Origin of the sequence: Pseudomonas sp. MCal1 (assembly GCF_026341415.1) — a bacterium.
Taxonomy (GTDB): Bacteria; Pseudomonadota; Gammaproteobacteria; order Pseudomonadales; family Pseudomonadaceae; genus Aquipseudomonas.
Genome location: NZ_JAKUMP010000011.1, coordinates 156,500 through 180,659 on the forward strand (window position 1 = coordinate 156,500; position 24,160 = coordinate 180,659).

The following is a 24,160-nucleotide window of genomic DNA, read 5'->3' on the forward strand; positions in this document are numbered from 1 at the left end:
TCGCAACGTCCGAAAAACCTGTGGGAACGGGCAAGTCCGCTCCCACAGGTGTCAGTGCTTAATCCGATTCAACCGGCAGCAGTCAGAGTGCGGCGAGGAACTTGTCAGCCGACTCGTCGCTGATCTTCGCCGAATTGGCGTCTTGCTTGTTCTGCTTCTCGGCTTCGGCCAGCTTCATCTTGTCCTGCAGGCGCTCGGCGATCTCTTTGCCGATGGCCAGTTGTTTCTCCGGCGGCATGGCTTTGATGTCGTCTTCGGTCAGGCCCATTTCCTGGAGGATACTGTCGCGCAAACGCTGTTCCGGCGTCTTGCTCATGTAGTCCTTGAACTCGTCCAGCGCCGATGAACCTGAGGATTTGGTCGGCGAGTTATCGGAGGTTTGCAGGGCGACGCGGGTCTTGGCGAATGCCTCGTCGACGTTGTCGCTGATGCGCGTGGCTTCGCTGACTTGCTGAGTGGCGAGCTGGGTGGCCGACTCTTGCACCTTGGCGGTGGCTTCGGCGGTTTGCGCCTGTGTCTGGGCTTGCAGGGTTTGCAGCATTGCGCCATGCAACCCGCCTTGCAGGCCGGCAGCGGCGGTGGTGGTTGCGTCATCATTCAGGTGCTTGGGCAGATGGATGATTTGCTGTTGTTTTGCACTGACCAACATGATGGATAGACCTGTAGGTAATGGCTGTCAGCCCTACGCCAGCAAATACCGTGCCTTTCGAAAAAGTCGTTTTATTTCAGTTGTTTGGGTTCAAGCATAACCGGATGAAGCGGTCATCCCTTGCCGGTGGGCGGCAGAGGATGACCGTTGTCCGTCAGCGATGGGCGATGTTTTCCAGCGCCAGGTTGCGGGTGCGGGGGCCGAAATAGCCGATGGTCAGCATCACGATCAGCATGCTGACAACGATGAACGCCAACACGCCCGGTGTGCCGAAGTGGTCGAGGAACAGACCGATCAACAGGCTGCTGAACACCGTCGACAAACGACTGAATGAATAGCAGAAGCCCACCGCCCGGGCGCGAATGTTGGTGGGGAACAGTTCGCTCTGATAGGAGTGATAACTGAAGCTGAGCCAGGCGTTGCAGAAGGTGATCATCACCCCGCAGAAGATCAGGCCGAAGGCGCTGGTCTGCAGGGCGAACAAGGTGCCGAAGGTCATGGCGCCCAGCGCCGAGCCGACGATCTGCCATTTGTTCTCGAAGCGGTTGGCGAATTTCACGAACAGCAACGGCCCGAGCGGGTAGGCGAGGGTGATGATGAACGCGTACATCAGACTGTGGGTGACGCTGACACCCTGACCGGAAAGCAACGCTGGCAGCCAGTTGCCGAAGCCGAAGAAACCGATGGCCTGGAAGATGTGGAAGGCGATCAGCATCAGCGCGCGGCGCCGGTACGGTGGTTGCCAGATATCAGCGAAACGGCCCTTGCCTTCAACGTCGACGGGCATGGCTTGCGGTGCGTCCAGTGGTTGACGGTGATCTTTCTCGCAGCGTGCCTCGATGCCATCGAGAATCCGGTTCGCTTCATCGAAGCGGCCATGCTGGGCCAGCCAGCGCGGCGATTCCGGCAGACGCTTGCGCAGCCACCAGATAAACAATGCAAACACCGCACTTGCCAGCACCACCCAACGCCAGCCGGACACCCCGAACGGCGCCTGCGGCACCAGCCACCAGGACATCAGCGCCACCGCCGGCACCGACAGGAACTGCACGAAAAACGCGAAGGCAAACGCCGAACTGCGCATGCGTTTGGGCACCAGTTCCGAGAGGTAGGCGTCAATGGTTACCAGCTCGATGCCGAGGCCGATGCCCACCAGAAAACGCATGCAGATGATCCCCAGCGCCGAACTCTGCACGCCCATCAGCACCGTGGCGACGGTGTACCAGACCAGCGCGAACGTGAAGATCGCCCGCCGCCCGAACCGATCCGCCATGGGGCTGAGCAGACTGGCGCCGAGAAACAGGCCGAGGAACGTCGCCGAGGCGAACGCGGCCTGATCGGAGAAACCGAACACGCCCTGATTGCCGGTGGCGAAGATGCCGTCGCGGATCAGGCCTGGGCTGATATAGGCGGTCTGGAACAGGTCGTAGAGTTCGAAGAAACCACCGATCGACAGCAGCGCCACCAGCCGCCAGATTGTGGTGACGGCCGGGAGGCGGTCGATGCGGGCGGAAATCTGTGCGGCGCGTATCGGGTCGATGCCGTCGCGTTGTGCGGCGGGGGCGTGTGCAGTCATGGGCTGATCCATTTTTTATTGATGGAAAAGCTTAGCCTGCTATCGGAAATCAAGGATTGTTTATATCGGCGGTTGGCGCGGAAAAACCGCCGATTTCTTGCAATATCTGCTTACCAATTAACGATTTATGTCGCGGGCTGCGGATCCGGCAATGCCGAGGCCGGAAGGCCGAACACTTTATCGAACAGCCAGTTGAAGGCGAAGGTGTAGCAAGGGATGAACACGATCAGCGCCAGATCCAGCAAAAAGGCCTGCACAAGGCTGATGTTCATCCACCACGCGATCAGCGGAATCAGGAACACGATCAGCGTCAGCTGGAAGCCGACGGCGTGGGCAATGCGCCGTTTCACCGTGCGGGTGCGTGACACCTGACGGCTTTCCCAACGCTCGAACAGCGAGGTGTAGATGAAGTTCCAGGTCACGGCGATGGTGGTAATGATCACCGCCAGCGGGCCCGTGCTGCCGGGCGAAGTGCCGGACAGCAGCGCCAGACCGAGGGCCGAGAAGGTCATGCCGATCACTTCATAGAGCGACACATAGACCAGTTTGCGTTTGACGCCTTGCATGGGAAATTGCCTCTTTCTTTCGACTTGTTGCCAGTGGGACTGGCGAAGGCGACGAAAGATAGCTTCAATTGAGGTGACAGAAAAAGTAAGTAGCTTTCAGTTTTATTGATAGGTGTGTGAAGTGAATTTCAACAGCGAAAGCATCGAACTGTTTCTCGCCGTGATCGAGCGCGGCTCGTTTTCCGCCGCTGCCAGAGCATTGGGTAAAGTCCCGTCGGCGGTGAGCATGGCCATCGGCAATCTGGAGGCCGAACTCGGCTATGCATTGTTCGACCGCCGTCACCGCGAACCGCAACCCACGGCCATGGCGCTTTCGCTGGTGCCCCACGCGCGATTGATCGCCGATCAGCTCAAGCAATTGCAGGTGCATGCGGTGCAATTGTCGTTGGGGCTGGAGAGCAAATTGTCGATCGGCGTGGCGGCGGATATTGATCGTCGACGGTTGTTGGCGGCCATCAGGGAGATCAGCGAGCGTCATCCGCTGCTCGATATCGAAGTGCTGACTGCGCCGCAGGACGATGTGCTGGCGATGCTTCACAGTGGCCGGGTCAGCGTTTGCCTGGCGTTCGCCGGGTTGAGTGTGAACGTGCTGGAGCGCTTTCAGTTTGTCGGCAGCGAGCGAATGATTGCGACGCTGGCGGCGGACAGTCCGCTGTTGCAGGGGCAGGATCTGTTTCTCGAGGATCTGGTGCATGTGCGGCAGATCGTGGTCGGCAGTCGTGATTTGCCGATCAGCGAAACACGGCCGCTGGTGGCTGAATCCCACTGGCGCACCGATAGTCTGGAGACGGCGCTGGAGATGGTCGAGGCGGGTTTGGGCTGGGGCAATTTCCCGTTGTCGGTGGTGCAGCCGTGGCTCGATAGCGGTCGATTGAAACGGCTGAATTTCCGCAACATCGAAAACGGCCTGGTGCTGCCGGTGCATGCGGTGTGGCTCAAGAGCCAGCCGTTGCAGAAGGGGGCGGCGGCATTGGTTGAAATACTCGGCCGGTGATCGTTCCCACGCTCTGCGTGGGAATGCAGTCCGGGACGCTCCGCGTCCCTTCCAGAGCCGAACGCAGAGGTCAGGTGCTCTCGCGGATTTTCAATTCGAAGCCCATGTCCTCGACCGGCCGCGCCACGCTGTTGCCGGCCATCAGCGTCAGCATCTGTTCCGCCGCACGCCGGCCGATGGCTTCACGCGGGGTGTTGATGCTGCTCAGGCGCGGCACCATGTGCTCCGACATCGGCAAATCGTTGAAGCCGAGGATCGCCACTTGTTCGGGGATCCTGATTCCGTTGCGCAGGGCCTCGAGCAGGGCGCCCTGAGCCAGGTCGTCGTTGCCGAAAAAGATCGCATCGACATCCGGATGCGCCGCCAGCAATTGCAGAAACAACTCGCCGCCCAGGCCCACGGACGATGAACGCGGGGTCAGCACTTCCAGATCCGGGTCGTAGCGACCGGCCTTCTGCAGTGCTTTGCGAAAGCCTTCGCCACGCAGCAATGTGCGCTGATCGAGCTGCGCGCCAATGTACGCCAGACGCTTGCGGCCACGGGACAACAAATGTTCGGCAGCCGTTTCGCCGGCGCTGAGCTGTGAGAAACCGACGCAATTCACCCCGGCGGCGCTGTCCAGCTCCATCATGTACACGCAGGGAATGTTGCTGGCCTCGATCATCCGCCGCGAACTTTCGGTGCGGTCGAAACCGGTCAACAGGAGGCCGCGTGGCTGATAGGCCATGTAGTTGCGCAGCAGGTTTTCTTCTTCATCGCGCGAGTAGTGGAAGTTGCCGATCAGCACTTCGAAGCCCTTGGGCGTCAGCACCCGATGAATGGCTTCCAGGGTGTCGATGAACAACAGGTTGGACAGCGAAGGCACCAGCACCACCACCGAATGGCTCTGGGCCGAGGCCAGGGCGCGGGCGGCGGGGTTGACCACGTAGTTGAGTTCCAGCGCGGCTTTCTGGACTTTTTCCACCAGTTCGGTGGCAACCGTGCTGACCCCGCGCAGGGCGCGCGAGGCGGTAATCGGGCTGACGCCGGCCAGACGGGCGACTTCGTTGAGGGTGGGACGGCCGGTGGTGCGGGTGTTTTTATCGTTTTTAGGGGTGGTCATCGGGCGGCTTGCCAAACAAAAATCAAGGCACTAAGGTAGCGCTGTCCTTATGCAGCTGCAAATGCGTAAGCGAGGTCCTGCCTGATCCTCGCTTTTTGGCGTACCGACAAAACCTGCTGCAACCCAAAAAAACGACAAGAAGGCGTCGGCAACTTCTGCCTGTGCACTAGAGTCATAGCTAGCAAAGGTAGCGCTGTCTGCGCGCTGAGGTGTTACATGAATCATCCCATCACCGCCCTGGTCATCATGGGCGTTGCCGGTTGCGGCAAGACGTGCGTCAGCCAGGCCCTGTGCCAATTGAGCGGCGCCACTGCCATTGAAGGCGATACTTTCCATCCGGCCGCGAACATCGAAAAGATGAGCGCGGGGATCCCCCTGAACGACGAAGACCGTGCCGGCTGGCTCGACAGCCTGTGCGACGAACTGCGTCGCGTCGACGCCCTGGGCGAACGCCCGGTGCTGACCTGCTCGGCCCTCAAGCACATTTACCGCGAACGCCTGCGCAGCGCCTTGCCGGGCCTGGGCTTCGTATTCCTCGAATTGACGCCTGAAGTCGCCGCCGACCGCGTTTCCCATCGCCCGGGCCACTTCATGCCGGCCACCTTGATCGAAAGCCAGTTCGCCACCCTCGAATCGCCGATAGGCGAGCCGTTGACCCTGGCCCTGAATGCTTCGATCCACAGCGTCGAAGAACTGGCGTCGCAAGCCCACGTCTGGTGGCAGGCCCATGGCCTGAAACAGGCGGTATGAGTGTGATTGCGAAGATAGCGCTGTCATTACGGCTTCTGATTAACCCGCTTTAATAACAACAACAAACCAGGAGACACCCCCAATGTTTGGCATGTCCCATGACGCCTACCTGCTGCTTGATGCAGTGGTCACGGTGATCGGGCTTATCGTCCTGATCACCAAGTTCAAGATTCACCCCTTCATTGCCCTGACCATCGCCGCCGCGTTCCTCGGCCTGACGTCCGGCATGCCGATCGGCACCATCATCAAGGCGTTCCAGGACGGCTTCGGTGGCGTGCTCGGTTTCGTCGGCATCATCCTCGCGCTGGGCACCATGCTCGGCAAGATGATGGCCGAATCCGGCGGTGCCGATCAGATCGCCCAGACCCTGATCCGCGCGTTCGGCAAGGACAAGGTTCAGTGGGCGATGATGTTCGCCGCGTTCCTGGTGGGCATTCCGCTGTTCTTCGAAATCGGCTTCGTGCTGCTGATTCCGCTGGTGTTCATCGTGGCTCGCCGCACCGGTGTGTCGATCATCAAGATCGGTATCCCGCTGCTCGCCGGCCTGTCCGCCGTGCATGGTCTGGTGCCACCGCACCCGGGCCCGCTGCTGGCCATCGGCGTGTTCGGTGCCGACATCGGCAAGACCATTCTGTACGGTCTGATCGTCGCGCTGCCAACCGCCATCATCGCTGGCCCGATCTTCGGTACGTTCATCGCCAAGCACATTCCCGGTACACCGAATCAGGAACTGGTCGATCAACTGGCCCGTGAGTCGGACTCGCAGGATCTGCCAAGTTTCGGCATCACGCTGGTCACCGTGCTGTTGCCGGTGTTCCTGATGCTGCTGAAAACCTTCGCTGACGTGGTGATGCCGGAGGGTCATTTCTTCCGCACCTGGATGGACATGATCGGTCACCCGATCTCGGCACTGCTGCTGGCGTTGCTGCTGTCGCTGTACACCTTCGGCTACAAGCAGGGCATCGGTTCTCAGCAGATGCTCAAATGGCTCGACGCGAGCCTGGCGCCGACTGCCGCGATCATCCTGATCATCGGTGCCGGCGGCGGTTTCAAGCAGATGCTGGTGACCAGCGGCGTGGGCGACGTGATCGGCCACATGGCGGTCAGCGCGCAAATCTCGCCGATCCTGCTGGCGTGGCTGGTGGCGGCGGTGATTCGCATCGCGACCGGTTCGGCCACCGTGGCGACCATCACTGGCGCGGGCATTGTGGTGCCGGTGGTCGGGATGATTCCGGGCGTGAATCGTGAGTTGCTGGTGCTGGCCACCGGTGCCGGCTCGCTGATTCTGTCCCACGTCAACGACGCCGGTTTCTGGCTGGTGAAGCAGTACTTCAACATGACTGTGGCCGAGACCTTCAAAACCTGGACGGCGATGGAAACCATCCTGTCGGTGGTTGGCCTGGGCTTTATTCTGTTGCTGTCGCTTTTCGTCTAACGGCGAATCGCAGACACAAAAAAACCGCAGCGATGCGGTTTTTTTGTGGGTGCAATTCGCGAGTGATCGTTCCCACGCTCCGCGTGGGAATGCCTCAATGGACGCTCTGCGTCCGCTTTCGGCAGGGACGCGGAGCGTCCCGGGCTGCATTCCCACGCGGAGCGTGGGAACGATCAGGTGGGGAGGAGGCAGTTACTTAGTGCCCAGGCCATCCGCCCGGAACATCCCGCGAATCCCGCGGACCGCCTGACGAATCCGGTCCTGGTTTTCGATCAGCGCGAAGCGCACATGATCGTCGCCGTACTCACCAAAGCCGACACCCGGCGAGACGCAGACCTTGGCCTCGGCCAGCAGCTTCTTGGCGAACTCCAGCGAACCGAGGTGCGCGTAGGCTTCGGGAATCTTCGCCCAGACGTACATCGAGGCTTTCGGGTTCTCGACCATCCAGCCCAGTTCATGCAGGCCCTTGACCAGTACGTTGCGGCGCTGGCGATACTGCTCGGCGATGTCACGCACGCACTGTTGATCGCCTTCCAGCGCAGCAATCGCGGCCACCTGCAGCGGGGTGAACGTGCCGTAATCGTGGTAGCTCTTGATCCGCGCCAGCGCGCTGACCAGTTCCGGGTTGCCGACCATGAAACCGATGCGCCAGCCCGCCATGTTGTAGCTCTTGGACAGGGTGAAGAACTCCACCGCAATGTCCTTGGCGCCCGGCACCTGCATGATCGACGGGGCTTTCCAGCCGTCGTAGACGATATCGGCGTAGGCCAGGTCATGCACCACCAGCACGTCGTACTGTTTGGCGAGGGCGATCACCCGCTCGAAGAAATCCAGTTCCACACATTGCGCGGTCGGGTTGGACGGGAAGCCGAGGATCATCATCTTCGGTTTCGGAATCGAGCCGCGAATCGCCCGTTCCAGTTCGGCGAAGAAGTCCACGCCCGGCACCAGCGGCACCGACCGCACTTGGGCGCCGGCAATCACGGCACCGTAGATGTGAATCGGGTAGCTCGGGTTCGGCACCAGCACGGTGTCGCCCTGGTCCAGGGTCGCCAGCATCAGATGCGCCAGGCCTTCCTTGGAACCGATAGTGACGATGGCTTCGCTTTCCGGGTCGATCTCGACCTCGTAGCGTTCCTTGTACCAGTTGGAAATCGCCCGACGCAGGCGCGGAATGCCCTTGGACGTGGAATAACCGTGGGTGTCTTCGCGTTGTGCAACCTGCACCAGTTTTTCAACGATGTGCGGCGGCGTGGCGCCGTCGGGGTTGCCCATGCTCAAGTCGATGATGTCTTCGCCACGACGTCGGGCGGCCATCTTCAGCTCGGCAGTGATGTTGAAAACGTAAGGGGGGAGTCGATCAATGCGCGCAAAGCGGCGCGGCGAACCTTGTTCAGCCATTGTTGCCTCGGATAACGTAAGCGCCCGGAACCGTCCGAGCGACGCTGGTCACTGCGGTGACCTGTGGCGGAAGATAAGGGCAGCAATGGCTGACTGTCCAGCGTGCACGACAACAATTTTTTCCCAAGGAAAACGGTTAATGGAATTCACCAGTGGCTTCTTGCTGAGCCTTTCGCTGTGCCTGGATATCGGCGTGGCCAACATCGCCATGATCACTTTGGCCATGCAGCGCGGCTATTTTCAGGGCTTCGCATTGGGCCTCGGCACCTGCGTCGGCGACCTGATCTACGCGGTACTGGCGCTGGCCGGGATGACCGTTCTGCTGCAATACGAAACCGTGCGCTGGGTACTGTGGATCGGCGGTTCGGCGTTGTTGGTCTATTTCGCGGCGAAGATGATCCATTCGGCGATTCATCACGAAGCGCAATTGGCGGCGACCGCCGAAGTCGGGCAGAACTCCCATCGCAAGGAGTTCTTTCGCGGGATTTTTCTCGCCATGTCGTCGCCGAGCGCCATCCTCTGGTTCGCGGCCGTCGGCGGCACCTTGATCGCCCGTTCCGGTGGCGGCGGTCCTTTGAGCTCGGCGCTGTTCCTCGGCGGTTTCTTGTGCGCCGGGCTGCTGTGGTCGGCGGGGCTGTGTTTCGCCGCGAGCCACGGCGGCAAGTTGCTCGGCGACAAGCTGCTGCGCTATTCCTACCTGGCATCTGCGGCGATCTTCTGCTATTTCGCGGTCTACGTGATCGTATCCGGTTATAACGAATTCGTCGGTTCAGGCGCCGCCGAGGCCCTGCATACGCTGTAAATGTGCGAATCGGGTTTGGCTTCTATACTCCCAGCCGAACCCACTTTTTTCGTTCAAGGAGTCGCGTCATGGATGAGCAAAAACGCGTCGAAGTGGCTGAACCTCGCTTCGAACATGGGCACTTCCTGCTGATTGCAGGTTTTCGCGATCGCTTTACCAAAGAGACCGTTCAGGACATCTCCGCGCTGTGGGAAAAACTGATCCCGCACATCGGAAGCATTCCGGGTCAAAAGGGCGAGGTGACCTACGGCGTTTGCAGCAATTTCGACGGTAACGGCGGTTTCGATTACATGGCCGGGGTCGAAATCAGGAAGCTGGATGACTTCCCGCAGGAAAAGTATCCGTGGATCGAAATCCTGCCGCGTCAGTACGCAGTGTTCGAACACAAGGGGACGCTGGATCAGCTGCCGCAGACCATTGACTACATCTACAACACCTGGCTGCCGGCGTCTGATTACAAGGGGCTCAACGCCCCGGAGCTGGAGCGCTACAGCGCCGACTTCAACCCGAAGCTCAATACCGGCAAGCTGGAAATCTGTGTCCCGGTCGAAAAGAAAACCTGATCGACAACCGGCAGCGCGAACCCGCTTCGCGCTGCCGGTCGAGCCTTACTTGCCCTTGATCCGTCGTGCCCGCAACAGGTCGATGCACAGGGTGATGAAACCGAAGACACTGATGCCCAACACCATCAACAAACCGATTTCCACGCTGCTCATAAACGGTTCCCTCCTCGGGTGATCAGAGACAGACGTCAGAAATAGACCGTCCCGAATCCGAAGAAAAGCGCTTATACGCAGGCTTTACGCCCCCCGCGCGGATCGATATGAACACCTTATTCCTTTATCCTTGGCCGCCTTGTTTCCACTGATTTCGAGCCGCCATGAACACCGTCATCCGCCACGTCACCGCCGCCGACCTGGACCGCTGCTACGCCATCGAAACCCTCGCCTATGAAGGCGACGAAGCCGCGACCCGCGAGAAGATCGCCACGCGCATCGCCACCTGGCCGGACGGGTTCATCGTCGCCGAGGTGGACGGGCAGGTGGCCGGGTTCATCAACTCCGGCGCGGCGTTCGATGTGCAGATGTCCGATGAGGCGTTCAAGGAACTGATCGGCCACGACCCGGCCGGGCCTAACGTGGTGATCATGTCGGTGGTGGTGCACCCGGACTATCAGGGCCAGGGTCTGGCCAAGCGTCTGCTGGGTGAATTCATCGAACGCATGCGCGAGCAGGGCAAGGCAACGATTCACCTGATGTGCAAGGAGCGGCACATCCCGCTGTACGCCGGATTCGGTTTTGCCTACATCAAACCGTCCGAGTCCGACCACGGCGGGATGGCGTGGCACGAGATGATCCTGACCCTCTGAGGAGAAGCCCCTGACCTGATCGTTCTCACGCAGCGCGGGAACGATCAACGGGTGGGTCGGTAGAGCATGTCGCGCACCCGCGCCTTACTCTCGATCATCGTTGCTCCCCAGACGATTAGAAGAACAACCCCATCCGCCGCTCGTAACCGATACGGCCCTTGTACGCTTCGCCGCTGTCGACGAAGCCGTACTTGGCGTACAGCGCAATCGCGGCGTCGTTGTCGGCGTCCACCGACAGTTCCAGCCCTTTGATTTCCGGCCATGCCTCGCGCGCAACTTCTGGCAGCGCCAGCAGGCAGGCCTTGCCATAGCCCTTGCCCTGGGCGCGGTGATCGACCTGCAACGCATGCAGGGTCGCGCTGTGTTCATCGGCCCATTCCGGCAACGCCGGCGGGCGCTTGAGCAGCAGGAAGGCCACCGGCACGTCTTCGGCCAAAAGCGCGAATCCCTTCACGCCTGGGCCGGGTTTGGACAGCAGCGTGTGCAGGGCGCCGTGGATGTCGCCGGAGAATTTGATCTGCTCGGGGTGGATTTCAATGGCCTCGACCTGTTGGCGTTGGGCGGCGTTCAGGCTTTCGTAAGGTACGAGTCGGGCTGACACGGGAATTTCCTTTTCCTGCAAAGATGAGCCTCGGATTCTAGCGATTTTGGCTTCTTCGGTAATTTTTTGTTTCGGTTGTCGATCCGGCCAATCGCCGAACGACTAAGGGTGTCTTCACAACAAAAACCAGGGAGAAACCCCATGAGTACGCAAGCGCAGATTCAAGCCGTGATCGACACCTACCGTCAGGCCGTCATGACCAAGGACGTGGACAAGGTCATGACCCTTTACGCCGACGACATCCTCTCGTTCGATGCGATCAAGGCCCTGCAATTCAAGGGCAAGGAGGCCTACCGCGCCCACTGGATCGCCTGCATGGAAATGTGCCCCGGCCCGCACATCTTCGAATTCCACGAAATCGCCATCGAGACCGGCGACAACATCGCCTTCGCTCACTGGGTCGCCAACTGCGGGGGGACCAATGAAAAAGGCGAAACCCAGAGTTGCTGGATGCGCGCCACTGCCTGCTATCGGCTGGTCGGCGGTGCCTGGAAAATTGCCCACGAACACTGGTCGGCACCGTTCGATCCGATGACTGGTGCGACCCTGTTCGATGCGAAACCCTGATCTTCAGCCATAGTTGATCCGTCCGATTCAGGAGAACGCCATGAAGTATTTATGCCTGGTCTACAGCGACGAGCGCCTGCTGCATTCATCGCCCGACAGCCCGGAAGACGCCGAGTGCTGGGCCTATGCCGAGTCGATCCAGGGCAGCGGGCGGATGGTCGCCGCCGAAGCGCTGGAGTCGGTGCAGACCGCCACCACGGTACGCATGCGCAACGGCAAGCTGTCGATCACTGACGGCCCGTTCGCCGAGACCAAGGAGCAGTTGGCCGGTTTCTACCTGATCGACGCGCGGGATCTCAACGAGGCGATTCAGGTCGCCGGGAACATTCCGGCGGCCCGGGTCGGCAGCGTCGAAGTGCGTCCCGTGCGCCAGTTGAATGTCTGAGGTCAGGGCGCGGGTCGAGCAGGTCTATCGCGAAGACTCGCGGCGGATCCTCGCGACCCTGATCCGCCTGCTCGGCGATTTCGACCTCGCCGAAGAAGCCTTGCACGAGGCGTTCTTCGTCGCGGTCGAGCGCTGGCAGCGTGACGGAGTGCCGGACAATCCGCGGACTTGGCTGGTGTCCACCGGGCGTTTCAAGGCCATCGACGTGTTGCGCCGTCGCGCCCGGTTCAAGGCCTCGCAACCATTGTTGCTGGCGCAACTGGAAGAACTGGAACAGGCCGAATGGGACGCTGAAGACGTGGAAGACGATCGCCTGCGCCTGATCTTCACCTGCTGTCACCCGGCGCTGGCGGCGGACGCGCAAGTGCCGCTGACCCTGCGTGAAGTCTGCGACCTCACCACCGAAGAAATCGCCCGCGCATTCCTCTCGGCCCCGGCAGCGATTGCCCAGCGCATTGTGCGGGCCAAGGCGAAGATTCGCGACGCGAAAATCCCTTATCAAGTACCGAGTCTGAGTGAGTTGCCCGAACGCCTCGACAGCGTGTTGCGGGTGATTTATCTGGTGTTCAACGAAGGCTACTCGGCGTCCGGCGGCGCCCAGGTGACCCGCGAGGATTTGACCCGTGAGGCGATTCGCCTCGGGCGGTTGTTGCTGGAGTTGTTGCCGGACCCGGAAGTCATGGGGTTGCTGGCGTTGATGCTGCTGCATGAGTCGCGGCGGTCGGCGCGCTCTTCTCCGGATGGTGAGTTGATTTTGCTGGATGACCAGGATCGTAGTTCGTGGAATGCCGAGCTGATTGCCGAGGGCTGCAATCTGGTGGAGCGGGCGCTGACCACCGGACGCTTCGGCCCTTATTGCCTGCAAGCGGCAATCGCGGCGGTGCACGCCGAGGCGCCGACAGCAGAGGCGACGGACTGGGCACAGATCGTCGGGCTGTACAACGTTTTGCTGCGGGCGGTGCCGTCGCCGGTGATCGAGTTGAACCGGGCGGTGGCGGTGGCCAAGCGCGACGGGGCGCTGGCCGGGTTGACCTTGATCGAGGGGATTCTGCAGCGCGGGGAATTGCAGGATTACCACCTGGCGCATTCGGCGCGGGCGGAGTTTTGTCGGCAGTTGGGGCGGGTTGAGGAGGCTCGGGCGGCTTATCGGCGAGCCTTGGAACTGACCCGGCAGGAGCCGGAGCGGCGGTTTATTGAAGGGCGGCTTAAAGCACTGGACTGATCCGTAAGGATCGTTGGCAATATTGGCCCCTTCGCGGGCAAGCCCGCTCCCACAATTGGAATGCGATCAAATGTGGGAGCGGGCTTGCCCGCGAAGGGGCCATTTAGGTCTGTAACAATGGATCAGGCCTGCTGACGCGTAGCAGCCATCACAATCTCGCGAATACAAACCCCCTGCGGCTGCCCATACGCATAGGCAATCGCCGTCGCCACATCTTCGGCGCTCAGCACCGTGCCGCCCATGTCCTGCTTCCACGCCTGATACCCGGTCTTGATCGCCTCATCCGTGGTGTGGCTCAGCAATTCGGTCTCCACCGCACCCGGCGCAATCGTGATCACGCGCACGTTATGCGGCGACAACTCTTCACGCAGGTTTTCCGACAACCCGTGCACCGCAAACTTGGTGCCGACGTACGCCACATGGTTGGGGAAGGTCTTGCGCCCGGCCACCGAGCTGACGTTGATGATGGTGCCGTGCTTGCGCTCGATCATCCCGGCCACCACCGCGTGTACGCCGTTGAGCAAACCTTTCACGTTGACGTCGAGCATCTGGTCCCACTGCGCCGGGTCCTGTTTGCTCATCTCGCCCAGCAGCATCACGCCGGCGTTGTTGATCAGTGCATCGGCCGGGCCGAACTGCGCTTGCGCCTCGGCGACAGCGGCCAGCAACGCGGCGCGGTCGGTGATGTCGACGCGGCGGCTGAGGGTGTTCGGCAGGGCCAGTGCTTCAAGGCGTTCGATGCGCCGGGCCAGCAACAGCAGAGGATGGCCGGCAGCGCTCAAGCGGCGGGCGGTGGCTTCGCCGATGCCCGAGCTGGCACCGGTGATGATGATCAATGGCTTGCCCATGGTTAAACTCCTGAAATAAGAAAAACAAATAACCAGATTCGTGGCGCAGTATGTTTAGCTCGCTGAAGGCTGAAAAATGCCTTATTCCTCTGTCTGCTATCGGAATCTCCTATGGATATCCGCCATCTCAAAGCCTTCCTCGCCGTGTTCGAGGAACGCAACATCACCGCTGCCGCGCAACGGCTGTTCATCAGCCAGCCCACGTTGTCGGTGACCATCAAACAACTGGAAGAAGAACTCGGCGCGCCGCTGTTCGTGCGTCAGCCCCGTGGTGTGGAGGTCAGCGACGAAGCGCGATTGTTGTACCCGCAGGCGCGGCGGATGGTGGCCGAAGCCGAGGCGCTGAGCCGGATGTTTCGCGGTCGCGAAAACCGCGCGCCGCTGACCCTCGGCATCGAGGGCGACATCGCCGACAGCCACATCGAAGCCTTCGTGCGCATGGCCCATCAGGCGTTGCCCAATCTGCTGCTGACCCTGGAGGAGGGTTGTCACGGCGATGGTCGATTGGCGGTCGAGGAAATGTGCTGCGAGGACGAACTGTTCCTGCCGCTGTGGGAAGAATCCTATGTGATGGCGCTGCCCCTTGATCATCCGATGGCCAACGCGCAGGCCGGCTGGGCGCCGATCGAGGACTGGATCACCTGTCCGCAACATCCGTCCCATCAGCGCTTGATGGCGCTTTATGGGCGGTCGCCGGAAGCCGTGGCGGGGCATGCCGGTTCACTGCAACAGGCGTTGCACATGGTGGCGGCGGGCGTTGGCGTGGCGATGTTGCCGCGGTCGCTGGTCAGCGGGCACGAGCGTATCGTCGCGCGTGCGCTGCACCTGCCGGCGCCGACCAGGCGGGTGGGATTGTGTTACGCGGCGCAGGCGCTGGAGTTGCCGACGATGCGCGGGTTGCACGAGTATTTTCAGGTCAATCGCCCGGCCGCCATCGAGGCGGCCTGAGCTATTCCAGCATCTTGCTGAGCAACCAGCTGCCCGCCGGCCCCGGCGGGTACAGCCGCGACCACAGTGCATCGACGAACACCGGTTTCGGCCAGCCGCGCACCTTCAGTTCAACCAGCAAGTCATTGCCGAAGCGCTCCACCAGCCAGCGCGGCAGTGGCGCCCAGCCGAACCCTTTTTCAGCCATTTCCAGCAGCATCAGGTAACTCGGTGCCGACCACACCCGGCCTTTGCCGCGACTGTCATAGGGATTGACGATGGTGGCCAGGCGTAGCTCGCGATGCTGTTCAAGGACCGTTTGATCGATGGATTCCTGAGTCGCCAACGGATGCCCACGACCCACGAACAACGCGATTTCCGTACGCTCGGCGACGGTCGCGGTCGCCAGGTCCGGCGGGTAGTTGTCCTGCATCTCGGCAAACGCCAGATGCGCCCGACCGCGCTGCACCAGTTCAACCAGGTCATCGCATTCGGCGATCAGGCATTCCAGTTCCAGATCCGGATACCGCTGCTCGAACCCCACCAGTGCCGCTTCGAATCGGTCGGACTGATACGTGTCGGAAATCGCCACTGTGAGTTTCGGTTCGACGCCTTGAGCCAATTGCCGGGCGGTCATTTCCAGTCGGCTGGTGGCCGCCAGAATCGCCTCGGCCCGTTGCAGCATCACGTGGCCGGCCGGGGTCAGCGTCGGTTTGCGGCTGCTGCGGTCGAACAGGATCAAGTCCAGATCAATCTCAAGGCTGGCCACCGCCGCACTCACCGTCGACTGACTGCGCCCAAGTTTGCGCGCCGCTGCCGAAAAAGAACCTTGAGTCGCCGCCTGGACAAACGCCAGCAACACTTCCTGAGAGGCCATGAACTATCGCCTTGATCGATGGTTATTGGTTTTGAAGTATCGGTTTGGTGCTGGATCATGGCAACCATCTTCACAGAGGAGTTCGCCATGACTGCCAACAAATCCATCACTGAACGTATCTTCCAGGCCATCGGTTTCGAACTTTTGGCGATCCTGATCTGTACTCCGTTGCTGGCCTGGATCATGGGCAAGCCGCTGGTCGAAATGGGTGCGGTCACCATTGCCATCGCGCTCTTGGCCCTGGGCTGGAACGTGGTGTTCAACGGCTTCTTCGATCGCATGCTCAAACGCTGCAACATCCCGCACAACGCCTGGGTGCGGGTGGCGCACGCGCTGCTGTTCGAGGGCGGGTTGATCGTGATGGGCGTGCCGCTGATTGCCTGGTGGCTGTCGGTCAGTCTGTGGCAGGCGTTCCTGCTCGACATCGGCGTGCTGCTGTTTTTCCTGCCGTACACCTACATCTACCACTGGGGTTATGACGTGGTGCGCGAGCGGCTGGTGATGCGCAACGCTTGCCAGAGCTGAAACAAAAAATCGCAGCCTGAGAGGGCTGCGATTTTTTTTGTCCGGTTTTTGTTGAGGGTTTAGAGAAACATCCCGCCCGACGCTTCAATCCGCTGACCATTGATCCACTGCGCCCCCGGCGACAGCAGCAGCGCCAACGCGCCGCCAATGTCATCCGGCTGACCGGCACGACCCAGCGCGGTGTTGCTGGCGACCATCGCGTTCAGCGCCGAATTGTCGCGCACCGCGCCGCCGCCGAAGTCGGTTTCGATGGCGCCCGGGGCCAGGATATTCACGGCGATCTGCCGCGCGCCCAGCTCCTTGGCCTGATAGCGGGTCAGCACTTCCATCGCGCCTTTCATCGCCGCGTAAGCGGCATAACCCGGCAGGGTGAAACGGGCCAGACCGCTGGAGATGTTGATGATCCGCCCGCCATCGTTGATCAGCGGCAGCAGTTGCTGAGTCAGGAAGAACGGCCCTTTCAACTGCACGTTCATCAGCAGGTCGAACTGCTCCGGCGTGGTGTCGGCGAAGGACGCATGCACGCCAATCCCGGCGTTGTTGATCAGGAAATCGAAGCGCGGACTATCGAGCTGTTGCAGCGCCTGTTCGACTTGCGCGGCGAAATCGGCAAAGCCTTCGCTGCGGCCGACATCCAGTTGCAGCATCACGGCGTTGGCGCCGAGATTTTTCAGTTCCGCGACCAACGACTGCGCTTCATCAGCGCGGCTGTTGTAGGTGCCGATGATGTCCACGCCTTGGGCGGCGAGGTGCAGGGCGGCGTTCTTGCCGAGGCCACGGCTGGCACCGGTGATCAATGCGATTTTGCGGTTCATGGGTCTTCCTCGTTTGGCGGTGACGGTTGATGGGGCAAAGTTTATTTATCCGCCGTGAGGTGATAAACAGACTGAAACCGGAATCACTGGTCGGATTGTCCGAACAATCAATGGGTGGCTCATGAACAAACTGGAACTGCTGCGCACCTTCGTCCGGGTCAGCGAATTGTCGAGTTTCACGATGGCGGGGGAGAGTCTGGGGTTGCCGCGTTCGACGGTGTCCGAACAGGTGCAGGCGCTGGAGACCCTGCTCGGCACGCGCCTGCTGCAGCGCACCACACGCCGGGTACAGGCGACTCAGGACGGGCTGGCGCTGTACGAGCGCAGCAAGGATCTGCTGTCGCACATGGACGAAATCGAGAACCTGTTCCGTCAGGACGAAGCGTCGCTGACCGGGCGGATTCGGGTCGATATGCCGAACATTCTGTCGCGGCGGCTGATCATGCCGAAGCTGCCGGAGTTCATGGCCCGTCATCCGAATCTGGAACTGGAAATCAGCAGCACCGATCGCCGGGTCGACCTGCTCGCCGAAGGCTTCGATTGCGTGCTGCGTGTCGGCGCGCAGCCGGATCAATCCGTGGTGGCGCGGCATCTGGGGGATTTCAGCATGATCAACTGCGCCAGCCCTGCATATCTGGAGCGTTACGGCGTGCCGCAAACGCTTGAGGATCTGGCGCAGCATCGGCTGGTGCACTACGTCGGTGTGCTCGGTTCGCGTTCGGAAGGGTTTGTCTACGAGCAGGACGGGCAGGTCCATCGCGTGTCGATGGCCGGCAGCGTGACGGTCAACAGCACCGATGCCTACGAGTCGGCGTGCCTGGGAGGATTCGGTCTGATTCAGGTGCCGCGCACCGGCATGAACACCTATCTGGACAGCGGCGAGATCGTCACCGTGCTGCCGCAATACGCCGCGCCGGCGATGGGCATTTCACTGCTGTACGCGAGGCAGCGGCATCTGCCGTTGCGGGTTCGGGTGTTCATGGATTGGTTGGGGGATTTGATTCGCTCAACGCTTTAACAGCTCCCACAAAAGCCCGAAGTGTTCAGAAGATCCGGGTAAACAGCCAATACAGACTGCCCGACAACACAATCGCCGCCGGCAAGGTCAGCACCCACGCCATCAGCAGATTGCGGATGGTCTTCATCTGCAGGCCGCCACCGTTGGCGACCATGGTCCCGGCCACGCCCGAGGACAACACATGAGTGGTCGACACCGGCAGACCGAACATGTCGGCGGCGCCAATGGTCAGCATCGCAACCGTTTCTGCCGAGGCGCCCTGGGCGTAGGTCAGGTGGGTCTTGCCGATCTTCTCGCCGACCGTGACCACAATCCGCTTCCAGCCGACCATGGTGCCCAGCCCTAACGCGATCGCCACGGCAATCTTCACCCACAATGGAATAAACCGCGTGGCGTTGTCGATCTGTTGCTTGAACAGTTGCAGCTTGCCGGTGGTATCGGCGTCGAAGGTGCCGACCTTGTTCTTGTCCATCAGGCGAATGGTTTCGCTGGCCAGGTACATGTCGTTACGCACGTTGCCCATGGCCTCGGCCGGCACTTTCGCCAGCGAGCCGTAGCCTTTGACTTCTTCACCGATGTGTCCGGTCAGGGAAGCAAGGGCCGGGATCAGTTGCGGCGTGGCTTGCTTGCTGCGTACGTAATCCGAGAGCACCGGACGCGGATCGGCCGGGGCCGGCAGCGGGGCGCTTTTCACCAGCGCCTGCTGGGTGACCTCGGCCACCGCCGCGAACTGCAACGTCTGATCGGCAGGCATGGTGCGGTTCAGCGCATAAGCCATCGGCAGCGTACCGACCAGAATCAGCATGATCAGGCCCATGCCTTTCTGTCCGTCGTTGGAGCCGTGGGCGAACGAGACGCCGGTGCAGGTCGCAATCAGCAGACCGCGAATCCACCACGGCGGCGGGGTGTTGCCTTTCGGTGCCTTGTACAGCGAACGGTTCTTCACGAACGCGCGCAACGCCAGCAGCAACAGCGCCGCACAACCGAAACCCACCAGCGGCGACAGCAGCAGGGCGTAACCGATCTTGGTCGCCTGGGCCCAGTCCACACCGCTGGTGCCGTCGCGGCCATGCATCAACGCGTTGGCCACGCCGACGCCGATGATCGAACCGATCAGCGTGTGCGACGACGAAGCCGGCAGGCCCAGCCACCAGGTGCCGAGGTTCCACAGGATCGCCGCGATCAGCAGGGCGAAGATCATCGCGAACCCGGCGGACGAACCGACCTGCAGAATCAGCTCCACCGGCAGCAGCGCGATGATGCCGAACGCCACCGCGCCGCTCGACAGCAACACGCCGAGGAAGTTGAAGAACCCCGACCAGACCACCGCGAAATACGGCGGCATCGAATGGGTGTAAATCACCGTGGCCACGGCGTTGGCGGTGTCGTGGAAACCGTTGACGAACTCGAAGCCCAGCGCAATCAACAGCGCCACGCCGAGCAGCAGAAAAGGGGTCCAGGTGGTGACCACCGTGCCGAGTTGGTGCATGTCGTGCATCAGGCTATAGGCGGTGAACAGCAGCCCCATCGCCAGCACCGCAAAAAACACCACGTAGGTGAACGGGCCGGTTTTCTTGTCGAGGACCGGTCTGCCACTGGCAGCGGAGGCCGGGCTGGCGGTCAGGGAGGGAGTAGCCATGGGCGGACAATCCTGAGCGGGGGAAGGAGTGTTGCCCATGATCGTTGCTAAATATTACAGAGAATCTGCGATAGATCAGTGTTTGGGGTTTTAGCTTCACCGCTGATCTGAAGGATGATGATCGTTCCCACGCTCCGCGTGGGAATGCATAAGGTGACGCTCTGCGTCACAGGGACGCGGAGCGTCCCGGGCGGCATTCCCACGCGGAGCGTGGGAACGAGCGGCAGGGTCAGTTGGGTGTTAGTAATCCCGTCGCTTGCGAAACGCCCAGCGCCCGGCGATCACGGTGAACGTTGCCACCAGCGCCACCAGAATCCAGAACCCTTCGGGATCGGTGGCCAGCGGCACCCCGCCGACGTTCATGCCGAAAAAGCCGGCAATGATGTTGATCGGCAGCGCCAACACCGTGACCACGGTCAGGGTAAACAGGGTGCGGTTGCTCTGTTCGTTGAGGTTGGCGGCGATCTCTTCCTGCAACAGCTTGATCCGCTCGCCGAGGGCGGTGAGGTCGTTGATGATCAGCGCGAACTCCTCGGTGGATTTGCGCAGCTCCTTCACGTCTTCCTTCTGCAACCACGGCGGCGGCCGGTTGAGCAGGCGCAGCAGCGAACCCGGCTCCAGCGCCAGCAATCGTTGCAGGCGCACCAGCACCCGGCGGTTGGCGCCGAGTTCGGCGCGGTTGGTCGAGAGTCGCGAGGAGAGTAATTCGTCTTCGACCTGATCGACGCTCATGCTGGTCTTGCGCACGATCTGGGTCAGCACTTCACCCTGATCACGCAGCAGATGCACCAGCAGTTCCAGCGGCGAACGAAAGCACTCGCCGGACTTCACCGAAGAACGCAGCTTGTCCACCGAGTGCAGCGGTTGCAGGCGCGCACTGACGATCAGTTTGCTGCGCACGCAGACCCACAGCGTCGACACGTCCGACGACACCATGCTGCTGAGGTTGAACACCACGTCGTTGACCACTGCCAGCAACGCCGAATCGACATGCTCGATGCGCGTCGAGCGCGAGCCTTCGTGCAGCGCTTCGAAAAACTCTTCGGGCAATTGCAGATGGCTTTTCATCCAGCGCTCGCACGCGGCGTGGGCCAGGTTCAGGTGCAGCCAGAGAAATTCATCGCGCTCGCTGTCGTCTTGCAGGCAGCGCAGGGCGGTCGCCGAATCCACCTCGCGCCCGCGTTCGCCGGGGCGAAACCGAAAACCGTAAAGCAGGCCGAACAGGTCAGGATCACGATGACTGATATCGAGGCTGTGGTTCATGAAGGCTCGCTGCGAGGAGGCGTCTGTCGCGGGATTTGCAGATTCACCTGAGCCGCATCATCGCAATGTCACATGACACTTGTGTGACAGCAAAATGATGTCAAATCAATGCGTTACCGGCGGTCGGATATTTCTAAAGAAGCGCTCTGGCACGCCGATCACGCATGGGTTAGGTTGCGCGCCTTCGGCCAAGAGCCAAGGTTCGCCGACAGGGATGTCCGGTTAAAAAATCACGTCTTGCCGGACGTGCCTCATCCCTGTCCCGAGTACCTGCGATGCTGCAAAAATCCCTGAGAGCGCAAATTCTTGCCCTGCTGAGCGGCAGCCTGCTGGCGATGCTGTTGATCGCGCTGGCTTGTTTTCACTTCCTGTCCAACGGCGTGCAGAGTTACAGCCAGTTGATCGCCGGCCCCTTGCACGCCTCGCAACTGATCGACGAAGCCAACCTGCAATTCAAGGTGCAGGTCCAGGAGTGGAAAAACGTTCTGCTGCGCGGCAAGCAACCGGCGGATCTGGCCAAATACTGGAGCCAGTTCGAAGACCGTCAGCGCGATGTGCAGGGCATCCTCGGTGAGCTTGCGAATCAGAAAAGCCTTGAGCCTGCACTGAAAACCCGCATCGAACGTCTGCGCGAAGAGCATCGTCAGCTCGGTGCTGCGTATCAGAAGGGTCGCGATGCCTACGTCGCCGCCGGTGCCGATCCGACCGCTGGCGACGCTGCCGTCAAAGGCGTCGACCGAGCCGCCAGCGACCAGATGAGTGAACTGGTGGCCGAGCTGCGCAAGCAGGGCACCGAACAATCGGCGCAGATCAGCGCCAGTGCCGATCGCACCGTTTGGCTGGGGCTGCTGGTGATGCTTGCGTCGGGCCTGCTGATCGGTTTGCTGAGCCTGTGGCTGGTCAACCGCAATCTGGTCGAACCGATCCGCAAACTCATCGACTACGTCACCCAGTTGAGCAAGGGCCGTCTGGTCGAGCGCGTGGCCAGCGACCGTCAGGACGAGCTGGGTAACCTGGCGGCTGCCGCCAACACCCTGCGCGATTTCCTCGCCGAAACCTTCAATCACCTGCAACACAGCGCCAGGGATCTGGACAGCGCCAGCGGCGAGTTGAACGCCATCGCCACGCTGATGGCCGGCGGCACCAACGAGCAGTTCAACCGCACCGATCAGGTGGCCACGGCGATGAACGAAATGTCCGCCACCGCCCAGGAAGTCGCCCGTCATGCGGCTGACGCTGCGCGTGCTGCCGACGATGCCGACCAGTCCGCGCAACAGGGCGAGAAGGTCATGCAGAGCACCATCCACAGCATCACCCAGATGCGCGGTGAAATCGCCAACACCGCCACGGTCATCCGGCGTCTGGAAGCCGACAGCGGCCGCATCGGCAAGGTGCTGGAAGTGATTCGCGGGATCGCCGAGCAGACCAACCTGCTGGCGCTCAACGCCGCCATCGAAGCGGCCCGGGCCGGGGAAGCCGGGCGTGGTTTTGCGGTGGTCGCTGATGAAGTGCGCAACCTCGCGCAGCGCACGGCGGAGTCGATCATCGAGATCAACCAGATCATCCACAGCGTGCAGACCGGTGCGGTGGACGCTGCCCAGGCCATCGACAGCGGCCAGACCCGCAGCGATGAAAGCGTCGAGCAAGTGACCCAGGCCGGCGCCATGCTCGAGCGCATCACCCACGCGGTGGAAGCGATCCGCGACATGAACCGCCAGATCGCCACGGCGGCCGAAGAACAGACCTCGGTGGCCGAAGACATCTCGCGCAACCTGACCGAGATCACCTCGATCGCCAGCACCAACCTCGACAACGTGCAGCGCACCGAAAGCGCCAGCCGGAACCTGCACGGCCTGTCGGGCCAACTGAACGACGTCACCGCGCGCCTGAGCGTCTGACCGGCCAGTGACTGTGTACCGGTTCGGTTACCGAGTCGGTACACAGTCGATCTCAATTCGTGCAGACCGCCGCCGATGCCCGGTCATCTATAACCGGCATTGGAGATTTCCCATGGTCAGCATCACGTCTGTTTCGATCAATCAGACCGTCACCACGCCCACCAGCAAAACCTCGATTGCCGATACGGGCGACGACACCTCGACCACGGCGGCGGCCAGCACCGGGGTGAAAGCCGATACCAGTAAAGTTGCGGCGGGCGGTGGTGCGGCGCCGGCGGGGGACAGCGATTCCAGCAGCGATGAATCGGACACCGTAAAAGAACTGCGCAAGCAGATTGCCGAATTGCAGAAGCAGTTGCAGGAAGAGCAACAGGCGCTGCAAGCGGCTCAGGCCAAAAAGGAAAGTGATCAGGCCAGGATGACCGAAGTCGCCGCCGCGCAAGCTCAGGTCACCAGCACCTCGGCGTCGTTGCAAACGGCAACGGCGGCGTTGTTGCAGGCGTTGCAGGATTCGGATTCGAGTACGTCTGGCTCGCTGGTCAGTACCTCCGCATAATTTGCGGACACAAAAAAGCCGCACGATTCATTAATCGTGCGGCTTTGTCTTATCAGCCAATCAAGTGTCTTGCTTGTTGGTCAGCACCTTGCCGGTCGTTGCGTCGAAGTCCACATCGAACTCTTTGCCATCAGCCGTACGCAATTCAACTTCGTACTCATAACCATTGAAGTGGTTATCCAGATCCGTATCGGTAATGGTCGCACCCGGATGCAGTTTCAGCGCTTGTTCGTTCATCGACTCCAGCGACTTGATCTTGCCTTCCTTGACCAGTTGCGGGATCTGGTCGACGCGAACGTCAGCCTGGGCCAGGCCAGCGGTGAGGGTCAGGGCGGCAGCGGTAAACAGGGCAGTCAGGGTTTTCATGGGTTATTC

Annotated in this window: 26 protein-coding genes and 1 pseudogene; 15 read left to right on the top strand and 12 right to left on the bottom strand. The window is 61.2% G+C overall.

Annotated elements, in window-relative coordinates:
• Positions 1-82 precede the first annotated feature (82 nt).
• The 3 genes from MKZ87_RS19360 to MKZ87_RS19370 all read right to left on the bottom strand — a co-directional run bounded on the left by MKZ87_RS19360 (position 83) and on the right by MKZ87_RS19370 (position 2,791).
• Positions 83-649, bottom strand: a complete 567-nt coding sequence (locus tag MKZ87_RS19360; protein ID WP_085701623.1) for a hypothetical protein — start codon at positions 647-649, stop codon at positions 83-85.
• 154 nt (positions 650-803) lie between these two features.
• Positions 804-2,225: an MFS transporter gene (locus MKZ87_RS19365; protein WP_085701622.1), complete on the bottom strand. Its 1,422-nt coding sequence runs from the start codon at positions 2,223-2,225 to the stop codon at positions 804-806.
• A 125-nt stretch (positions 2,226-2,350) separates the two neighbouring features.
• Positions 2,351-2,791 (bottom strand): PACE efflux transporter, encoded by a 441-nt coding sequence (locus MKZ87_RS19370; RefSeq protein WP_064598890.1) that lies wholly within the window; start codon positions 2,789-2,791, stop codon positions 2,351-2,353.
• A 121-nt stretch (positions 2,792-2,912) separates the two neighbouring features.
• On the opposite strand from MKZ87_RS19370, the gene MKZ87_RS19375 reads away from it, so the two are divergent.
• Positions 2,913-3,785, top strand: coding sequence for a LysR family transcriptional regulator (locus MKZ87_RS19375; protein ID WP_085701621.1), 873 nt, complete (start codon positions 2,913-2,915; stop codon positions 3,783-3,785).
• Positions 3,786-3,855: 70 nt separating this feature from the next.
• On the opposite strand, the gene MKZ87_RS19380 is transcribed toward MKZ87_RS19375, so the two are convergent.
• Positions 3,856-4,887 (bottom strand): LacI family DNA-binding transcriptional regulator, encoded by a 1,032-nt coding sequence (locus MKZ87_RS19380; RefSeq protein WP_085697120.1) that lies wholly within the window; start codon positions 4,885-4,887, stop codon positions 3,856-3,858.
• A gap of 216 nt (positions 4,888-5,103) precedes the next feature.
• Between MKZ87_RS19380 and MKZ87_RS19385 the strand changes: the two genes are divergently transcribed.
• Positions 5,104-5,637, top strand: coding sequence for a gluconokinase (locus MKZ87_RS19385; protein ID WP_085701620.1), 534 nt, complete (start codon positions 5,104-5,106; stop codon positions 5,635-5,637).
• An 82-nt stretch (positions 5,638-5,719) separates the two neighbouring features.
• Positions 5,720-7,072, top strand: a complete 1,353-nt coding sequence (locus MKZ87_RS19390) for a GntP family permease (RefSeq protein WP_085697118.1) — start codon at positions 5,720-5,722, stop codon at positions 7,070-7,072.
• A 192-nt stretch (positions 7,073-7,264) separates the two neighbouring features.
• On the opposite strand, the gene alaC is transcribed toward MKZ87_RS19390, so the two are convergent.
• Positions 7,265-8,473, bottom strand: coding sequence for an alanine transaminase (gene alaC, locus MKZ87_RS19395; RefSeq protein WP_085697117.1), 1,209 nt, complete (start codon positions 8,471-8,473; stop codon positions 7,265-7,267).
• Positions 8,474-8,612: 139 nt separating this feature from the next.
• On the opposite strand from alaC, the gene MKZ87_RS19400 reads away from it, so the two are divergent.
• The 3 genes from MKZ87_RS19400 (at position 8,613) to MKZ87_RS19410 (ending at position 10,644) form a co-directional block, all read left to right on the top strand.
• A complete protein-coding gene (locus MKZ87_RS19400; RefSeq protein WP_085701618.1) occupies positions 8,613-9,275 on the top strand; it encodes a LysE family translocator in 663 nt (220 codons plus the stop codon).
• 68 nt (positions 9,276-9,343) lie between these two features.
• Positions 9,344-9,838, top strand: coding sequence for a GyrI-like domain-containing protein (locus tag MKZ87_RS19405; RefSeq protein WP_085697115.1), 495 nt, complete (start codon positions 9,344-9,346; stop codon positions 9,836-9,838).
• 317 nt (positions 9,839-10,155) lie between these two features.
• Positions 10,156-10,644 carry a GNAT family N-acetyltransferase gene (locus MKZ87_RS19410; protein ID WP_085697114.1) on the top strand — a complete coding sequence of 163 codons (489 nt, stop codon included), beginning with the start codon at positions 10,156-10,158 and terminating at the stop codon, positions 10,642-10,644.
• 115 nt (positions 10,645-10,759) lie between these two features.
• On the opposite strand, the gene MKZ87_RS19415 is transcribed toward MKZ87_RS19410, so the two are convergent.
• Entirely contained in the window at positions 10,760-11,245 is a 486-nt protein-coding gene (locus tag MKZ87_RS19415) for a GNAT family N-acetyltransferase (RefSeq protein WP_085697113.1), read from the bottom strand.
• A gap of 141 nt (positions 11,246-11,386) precedes the next feature.
• Between MKZ87_RS19415 and MKZ87_RS19420 the strand changes: the two genes are divergently transcribed.
• From MKZ87_RS19420 to MKZ87_RS19430, 3 genes are read left to right on the top strand one after another with little or no spacing between them, the layout of a single operon-like run.
• The gene (locus tag MKZ87_RS19420; RefSeq protein ID WP_266201704.1) at positions 11,387-11,812 is read left to right on the top strand and encodes a YybH family protein; all 426 of its coding nucleotides are present in this window, start codon (positions 11,387-11,389) and stop codon (positions 11,810-11,812) included.
• A gap of 40 nt (positions 11,813-11,852) precedes the next feature.
• Positions 11,853-12,197 (top strand): YciI family protein, encoded by a 345-nt coding sequence (locus MKZ87_RS19425; RefSeq protein ID WP_007951101.1) that lies wholly within the window; start codon positions 11,853-11,855, stop codon positions 12,195-12,197.
• Positions 12,190-13,419, top strand: coding sequence for an RNA polymerase sigma factor (locus tag MKZ87_RS19430; protein WP_266201705.1), 1,230 nt, complete (start codon positions 12,190-12,192; stop codon positions 13,417-13,419). The genes MKZ87_RS19425 and MKZ87_RS19430 overlap by 8 nt, the downstream gene beginning before the upstream one ends.
• A 122-nt stretch (positions 13,420-13,541) precedes the next feature.
• On the opposite strand, the gene MKZ87_RS19435 is transcribed toward MKZ87_RS19430, so the two are convergent.
• Positions 13,542-14,267, bottom strand: coding sequence for an SDR family oxidoreductase (locus MKZ87_RS19435; RefSeq protein WP_266201706.1), 726 nt, complete (start codon positions 14,265-14,267; stop codon positions 13,542-13,544).
• Between the two features lie 111 nt (positions 14,268-14,378).
• On the opposite strand from MKZ87_RS19435, the gene MKZ87_RS19440 reads away from it, so the two are divergent.
• A complete protein-coding gene (locus MKZ87_RS19440; protein WP_266201707.1) occupies positions 14,379-15,215 on the top strand; it encodes a LysR family transcriptional regulator in 837 nt (278 codons plus the stop codon).
• Between the two features lies 1 nt (position 15,216).
• On the opposite strand, the gene MKZ87_RS19445 is transcribed toward MKZ87_RS19440, so the two are convergent.
• Entirely contained in the window at positions 15,217-16,071 is an 855-nt protein-coding gene (locus MKZ87_RS19445) for a LysR family transcriptional regulator (RefSeq protein ID WP_266201708.1), read from the bottom strand.
• Between the two features lie 87 nt (positions 16,072-16,158).
• On the opposite strand from MKZ87_RS19445, the gene MKZ87_RS19450 reads away from it, so the two are divergent.
• Positions 16,159-16,596: a multidrug/biocide efflux PACE transporter gene (locus tag MKZ87_RS19450; protein WP_266201709.1), complete on the top strand. Its 438-nt coding sequence runs from the start codon at positions 16,159-16,161 to the stop codon at positions 16,594-16,596.
• A gap of 59 nt (positions 16,597-16,655) precedes the next feature.
• Here the strand turns inward: MKZ87_RS19450 and MKZ87_RS19455 are convergent, their stop codons facing one another.
• Positions 16,656-17,411, bottom strand: a complete 756-nt coding sequence (locus tag MKZ87_RS19455) for an SDR family NAD(P)-dependent oxidoreductase (RefSeq protein ID WP_266201710.1) — start codon at positions 17,409-17,411, stop codon at positions 16,656-16,658.
• A 121-nt stretch (positions 17,412-17,532) separates the two neighbouring features.
• Between MKZ87_RS19455 and MKZ87_RS19460 the strand changes: the two genes are divergently transcribed.
• On the top strand, positions 17,533-18,429 hold the full coding sequence (locus tag MKZ87_RS19460; RefSeq protein ID WP_266201711.1) for a LysR family transcriptional regulator: 897 nt from the start codon (positions 17,533-17,535) through the stop codon (positions 18,427-18,429).
• 25 nt (positions 18,430-18,454) lie between these two features.
• Here the strand turns inward: MKZ87_RS19460 and MKZ87_RS19465 are convergent, their stop codons facing one another.
• Together MKZ87_RS19465 and MKZ87_RS19470 are read right to left on the bottom strand one after the other, a co-directional pair.
• Positions 18,455-20,068 (bottom strand): inorganic phosphate transporter, encoded by a 1,614-nt coding sequence (locus MKZ87_RS19465; RefSeq protein ID WP_266201712.1) that lies wholly within the window; start codon positions 20,066-20,068, stop codon positions 18,455-18,457.
• A 240-nt stretch (positions 20,069-20,308) separates the two neighbouring features.
• The gene (locus MKZ87_RS19470) at positions 20,309-21,331 is read right to left on the bottom strand and encodes a transporter (protein ID WP_266201713.1); all 1,023 of its coding nucleotides are present in this window, start codon (positions 21,329-21,331) and stop codon (positions 20,309-20,311) included.
• An 854-nt stretch (positions 21,332-22,185) separates the two neighbouring features.
• Between MKZ87_RS19470 and MKZ87_RS29105 the strand changes: the two are divergent.
• The 3 genes and pseudogenes from MKZ87_RS29105 to MKZ87_RS19480 all read left to right on the top strand — a co-directional run.
• Positions 22,186-22,296: pseudogene (locus tag MKZ87_RS29105) on the top strand (hypothetical protein); the annotation flags it as partial.
• Between the two features lie 228 nt (positions 22,297-22,524).
• Positions 22,525-23,229, top strand: coding sequence for a methyl-accepting chemotaxis protein (locus MKZ87_RS29110; protein WP_416383553.1), 705 nt, complete (start codon positions 22,525-22,527; stop codon positions 23,227-23,229).
• A 112-nt stretch (positions 23,230-23,341) separates the two neighbouring features.
• Positions 23,342-23,785 carry a hypothetical protein gene (locus tag MKZ87_RS19480; RefSeq protein WP_234205852.1) on the top strand — a complete coding sequence of 148 codons (444 nt, stop codon included), beginning with the start codon at positions 23,342-23,344 and terminating at the stop codon, positions 23,783-23,785.
• Positions 23,786-23,845: 60 nt separating this feature from the next.
• Here the strand turns inward: MKZ87_RS19480 and MKZ87_RS19485 are convergent, their stop codons facing one another.
• Entirely contained in the window at positions 23,846-24,151 is a 306-nt protein-coding gene (locus tag MKZ87_RS19485; protein ID WP_007951089.1) for a PepSY domain-containing protein, read from the bottom strand.
• Positions 24,152-24,160 lie beyond the last annotated feature (9 nt).

Coding starts and splice junctions, on each gene's coding strand:
- MKZ87_RS19450 (WP_266201709.1), top strand. CDS start 16,159: ATGACTGCCAACAAATCCATCACTGAACGTATCTTCCAGGCCATCGGT.
- MKZ87_RS19435 (WP_266201706.1), bottom strand. CDS start 14,267: ATGGGCAAGCCATTGATCATCATCACCGGTGCCAGCTCGGGCATCGGC.
- MKZ87_RS19420 (WP_266201704.1), top strand. CDS start 11,387: ATGAGTACGCAAGCGCAGATTCAAGCCGTGATCGACACCTACCGTCAG.
- MKZ87_RS19370 (WP_064598890.1), bottom strand. CDS start 2,791: ATGCAAGGCGTCAAACGCAAACTGGTCTATGTGTCGCTCTATGAAGTG.
- MKZ87_RS19380 (WP_085697120.1), bottom strand. CDS start 4,887: ATGACCACCCCTAAAAACGATAAAAACACCCGCACCACCGGCCGTCCC.
- MKZ87_RS19425 (WP_007951101.1), top strand. CDS start 11,853: ATGAAGTATTTATGCCTGGTCTACAGCGACGAGCGCCTGCTGCATTCA.
- MKZ87_RS19480 (WP_234205852.1), top strand. CDS start 23,342: ATGGTCAGCATCACGTCTGTTTCGATCAATCAGACCGTCACCACGCCC.
- MKZ87_RS19410 (WP_085697114.1), top strand. CDS start 10,156: ATGAACACCGTCATCCGCCACGTCACCGCCGCCGACCTGGACCGCTGC.
- MKZ87_RS19445 (WP_266201708.1), bottom strand. CDS start 16,071: ATGGCCTCTCAGGAAGTGTTGCTGGCGTTTGTCCAGGCGGCGACTCAA.
- MKZ87_RS19465 (WP_266201712.1), bottom strand. CDS start 20,068: ATGGCTACTCCCTCCCTGACCGCCAGCCCGGCCTCCGCTGCCAGTGGC.
- MKZ87_RS19360 (WP_085701623.1), bottom strand. CDS start 649: ATGTTGGTCAGTGCAAAACAACAGCAAATCATCCATCTGCCCAAGCAC.
- MKZ87_RS19460 (WP_266201711.1), top strand. CDS start 17,533: ATGAACAAACTGGAACTGCTGCGCACCTTCGTCCGGGTCAGCGAATTG.
- alaC (WP_085697117.1), bottom strand. CDS start 8,473: ATGGCTGAACAAGGTTCGCCGCGCCGCTTTGCGCGCATTGATCGACTC.
- MKZ87_RS19385 (WP_085701620.1), top strand. CDS start 5,104: ATGAATCATCCCATCACCGCCCTGGTCATCATGGGCGTTGCCGGTTGC.
- MKZ87_RS19400 (WP_085701618.1), top strand. CDS start 8,613: ATGGAATTCACCAGTGGCTTCTTGCTGAGCCTTTCGCTGTGCCTGGAT.
- MKZ87_RS19455 (WP_266201710.1), bottom strand. CDS start 17,411: ATGAACCGCAAAATCGCATTGATCACCGGTGCCAGCCGTGGCCTCGGC.
- MKZ87_RS29110 (WP_416383553.1), top strand. CDS start 22,525: ATGTCCGCCACCGCCCAGGAAGTCGCCCGTCATGCGGCTGACGCTGCG.
- MKZ87_RS19430 (WP_266201705.1), top strand. CDS start 12,190: ATGTCTGAGGTCAGGGCGCGGGTCGAGCAGGTCTATCGCGAAGACTCG.
- MKZ87_RS19440 (WP_266201707.1), top strand. CDS start 14,379: ATGGATATCCGCCATCTCAAAGCCTTCCTCGCCGTGTTCGAGGAACGC.
- MKZ87_RS19470 (WP_266201713.1), bottom strand. CDS start 21,331: ATGAACCACAGCCTCGATATCAGTCATCGTGATCCTGACCTGTTCGGC.
- MKZ87_RS19365 (WP_085701622.1), bottom strand. CDS start 2,225: ATGACTGCACACGCCCCCGCCGCACAACGCGACGGCATCGACCCGATA.
- MKZ87_RS19485 (WP_007951089.1), bottom strand. CDS start 24,151: ATGAAAACCCTGACTGCCCTGTTTACCGCTGCCGCCCTGACCCTCACC.
- MKZ87_RS19390 (WP_085697118.1), top strand. CDS start 5,720: ATGTTTGGCATGTCCCATGACGCCTACCTGCTGCTTGATGCAGTGGTC.
- MKZ87_RS19405 (WP_085697115.1), top strand. CDS start 9,344: ATGGATGAGCAAAAACGCGTCGAAGTGGCTGAACCTCGCTTCGAACAT.